Origin of the sequence: Methanoregula sp. (assembly GCF_002835825.1) — an archaeon.
GTDB lineage: Archaea > Halobacteriota > Methanomicrobia > Methanomicrobiales > Methanospirillaceae > Methanoregula.
Window position 1 is genome coordinate 1 of the sequence record NZ_PIZH01000306.1, and the last position, 2,630, is coordinate 2,630.

Sequence of the window (2,630 nt, forward strand, 5' to 3'; positions counted from 1 at the left end):
CCACGAAAGAGAAGACGGGACGGGAATTCGTCATCATCGCAAACGAGGAGCGCGGATTTTTGAACAAGCAGGAAACGAATGAACATAACCGCTGATCTCGATACACCCGTGCCGGCAATCCTTTCGTTGTTCCGGATAACAGCCGTCAGGGAACCACCTCCTGCCCCGGGTACATTTCACCCCAATCCCCGCAAGAACCTCAGGGATCCTCTCCCCACCCGCACGATCTCCGCATCGTTTCCGGAAACCTTATCAGGTCAACAATGAATGTAGTAGTGTTATACTCGCTATCGTCCTGTCCCCGGACTTGGGACGATAGTTTCTTTTAGTCATGAATTTTAATAAAAAACAATGAATGATCGCGTTGCTGTTTTTATTGACAACGGCTATTTATCAAAAGTCCTGAATGATGGGACAAAAATTGACTTTTTGAAATTCTGCACTGCTGTGTCGGACCGGCATGAGCGTCTCCGGACCTATTTTTATGACTGCAGGCCCTACGTGAGCGATCCGCCAACAGAGGAAGAACGATTGAAGTCTGCCCAGTACATGAAATTCGCGGGAAAGATAGAGGCACTGCCGCGCTTCCAGATGAGATTTGGATAATTACGCAGGCACCGCGACGGGACGTTCGAACAAAAACGTGTGGACATCCTCCTTGCCGTGGAGCTGGTCCGGCTGGCATGGTCTGGCCAGATTGGCTATGCAGCCCTTGTAACCGGTGACAGTGACTTTGTTCCAGCAATCGAAGCTGCAAAGGATGCAGGGGTAATCACGAAACTCTATTATTCGCGCCAGTCTGTTCATGATGAACTGCTCTCTGCTGTCGATGAACGTTTTGAGATGGACCTGGCATTTATCAACAAAGTGAAACGGGAAGGATAACCACGATAGGATCCTTTACCGGGATCCCGCGTTGGGCCGTAACCGGAGTATCCGGATGTCCTCCTGGCGTGAAAAAGAGAAGAGGGGATTTGAGGGGCCCCTGCCCCTTCATCAGATCCCCGCGATGATCCCAACAATCCTCTCCGCGGTCACCGGGTCTGCAATCTCCGCCAGCACCAGGCCGGCGATGGCAAGGAAGAGGGTCCAGAACACTTTTTTGATCTGTTCGTTCTTTCCCAGTACCGCGATCACCGCTTCCGTATCCACCTGCATTGCCTGCTGGATCATCTTCGGGATAAAGACGAAGAGGGGAAGGAAGATGATGACCGCGCCGATCACCGCAAGCGGGAGAGCAGTCTTCTGTGCGAAGAAAACCCCGGCCGGGACCGCGATGGTGGCTGCCATCAGGGAAGCCATCACAACTTCACCGAGCCGGAACCAGCTCTTCTTGCCTGTGATGCCGGCCCGTTCCTCCCCCTCAAGTTCGCTCGTGTCAAACCCCCCGAATGCATGGAGGACCCCGCACCGGAATGCGGTGAGGGCGGAGGTGTTGTCTGCGGGTGTTTCTGTGTTGCTCATTTCCGGTCGTTGCTCCTGTCTGCCGCAGGGAAGGACGCGGAAATGGTGTGGAGAAGGTCATTGTCCTTCTCCTGCTGCACATCCGGGGACTCTCGGCATGATTTTCGGTCGGCTCTCATGGTTCCCCGGAGATCGCGAACTCGAACAGGGGACTGGTGTACCCGCCGTTTGCCGGGCTGAAGTCCCGGGCCAGGCCGGGCCGCTTCCGTCTCCCGGTCCGGAACCGGACCGTGTGGATGCCCGGGGCCCGGGGATACACTCTCCGCCCGGTCACGTCCCGCATCTCGCGGTACGGCGGGACCTCGAACCAGTCCGGCCAGAAACGGACGCCCCGCGGGATATCGGTTCCCCGCATGAGGTCGGTGAGTCTCTGCGGCTGCATGTTGTCGTAGATGACATCGATGATCAGGTCTGCTTCGCCCGGGGTGTCGCCCAGGTCGAGCTCGTAGAAGACCGGATTTCTCCGCACTTCTTCGAGCGAAAGCGGCGTCTCTTTGGTGAGCGGCTCAAGACCGGAGAATGTCCCGCGGTACAGGCCCGTCACGGTTGCGGCCGGTGCGGTCTCAGGGGGCATGCTTTCCCCCCGTGAATTCTTCATGCTCGGCGCGGAGTGCCTTAAACTCCTCCACGATCTCGTCGTACCTGCCAATCTTCTGGTGGATGGCAAAGAGCAGCGGGTAGAGGGGGAGGACTGCGCCGAGGGTTATGCTGAGTAGTTCTGTGTCCATGTGATTACCTCAAAAATAGGGTGAGGGTTTTTCGTCTACGCGAGCGCCGGGACGGTGTCCGCCCAGGTCTCGATACGGGTACGGATTGCGTCATCCGAGTACGAGGTGATGCTGACGGTCTCGCGGCTGAACGTGACCATGTAAATCTCCCCGCTGGCATCGTGGCACTTCAGGGTTGCCGAGTAACTTTCGTTCGGTGTGTCCCGGACTGCAGTTCCCCCGTGGGCGGTGGCCAGGTCCGCGTTATTCAGGAGCGCAGTGGCACCGGCATTGAACCCGGCCATCGTGTTGAACTTTGCCGAGTCGTTGCCAACGGACTTGGCATCGTTGTCCTGGTACACGACCTTTGCCACGTAATTTTCTTTGGTCTTCTCCACCGGCGCGTGGTTGACACCAGCGCTCTCGTAGGCTGTGCAGGCAAACGGGTTGTCGGTGATG

The 2,630-nt window shown here is 57.0% G+C and carries 6 protein-coding genes; 2 read left to right on the forward strand and 4 right to left on the reverse strand.

All coding sequences use genetic code 11. From position 1 onward, the window contains the following. Positions 1-351: 351 nt before the first annotated feature. Both CW742_RS10215 and CW742_RS10220 read left to right on the forward strand, forming a co-directional pair. Positions 352-606 carry a hypothetical protein gene (locus CW742_RS10215; RefSeq protein ID WP_292420020.1) on the forward strand — a complete coding sequence of 85 codons (255 nt, stop codon included), beginning with the start codon at positions 352-354 and terminating at the stop codon, positions 604-606. Between the two features lie 39 nt (positions 607-645). Continuing rightward, a complete protein-coding gene (locus tag CW742_RS10220) occupies positions 646-885 on the forward strand; it encodes an NYN domain-containing protein (RefSeq protein WP_342764874.1) in 240 nt (79 codons plus the stop codon). 111 nt (positions 886-996) lie between these two features. On the opposite strand, the gene CW742_RS10225 is transcribed toward CW742_RS10220, so the two are convergent. From CW742_RS10225 to CW742_RS10240, 4 genes are all read right to left on the reverse strand, one after another. Then, the gene (locus CW742_RS10225; RefSeq protein ID WP_292420023.1) at positions 997-1,464 is read right to left on the reverse strand and encodes a hypothetical protein; all 468 of its coding nucleotides are present in this window, start codon (positions 1,462-1,464) and stop codon (positions 997-999) included. Positions 1,465-1,579: 115 nt separating this feature from the next. Next, entirely contained in the window at positions 1,580-2,038 is a 459-nt protein-coding gene (locus CW742_RS10230) for a hypothetical protein (RefSeq protein WP_292420025.1), read from the reverse strand. Then, a complete protein-coding gene (locus CW742_RS10235) occupies positions 2,028-2,192 on the reverse strand; it encodes a hypothetical protein (protein ID WP_292420027.1) in 165 nt (54 codons plus the stop codon). The genes CW742_RS10230 and CW742_RS10235 overlap by 11 nt, the downstream gene beginning before the upstream one ends. Before the next feature lie 35 nt (positions 2,193-2,227). After that, a partial coding sequence (locus tag CW742_RS10240) for a hypothetical protein (protein ID WP_292420029.1) occupies positions 2,228-2,630 on the reverse strand: 403 nt, incomplete at its 5' end.

Bases quoted from the DNA above. Each gene is read 5' to 3' on its own strand.
- CW742_RS10215 (WP_292420020.1), top strand. From the start codon at position 352: ATGAATGATCGCGTTGCTGTTTTTATTGACAACGGCTATTTATCAAAA.
- CW742_RS10225 (WP_292420023.1), bottom strand. From the start codon at position 1,464: ATGAGCAACACAGAAACACCCGCAGACAACACCTCCGCCCTCACCGCA.
- CW742_RS10230 (WP_292420025.1), bottom strand. From the start codon at position 2,038: ATGCCCCCTGAGACCGCACCGGCCGCAACCGTGACGGGCCTGTACCGC.
- CW742_RS10235 (WP_292420027.1), bottom strand. From the start codon at position 2,192: ATGGACACAGAACTACTCAGCATAACCCTCGGCGCAGTCCTCCCCCTC.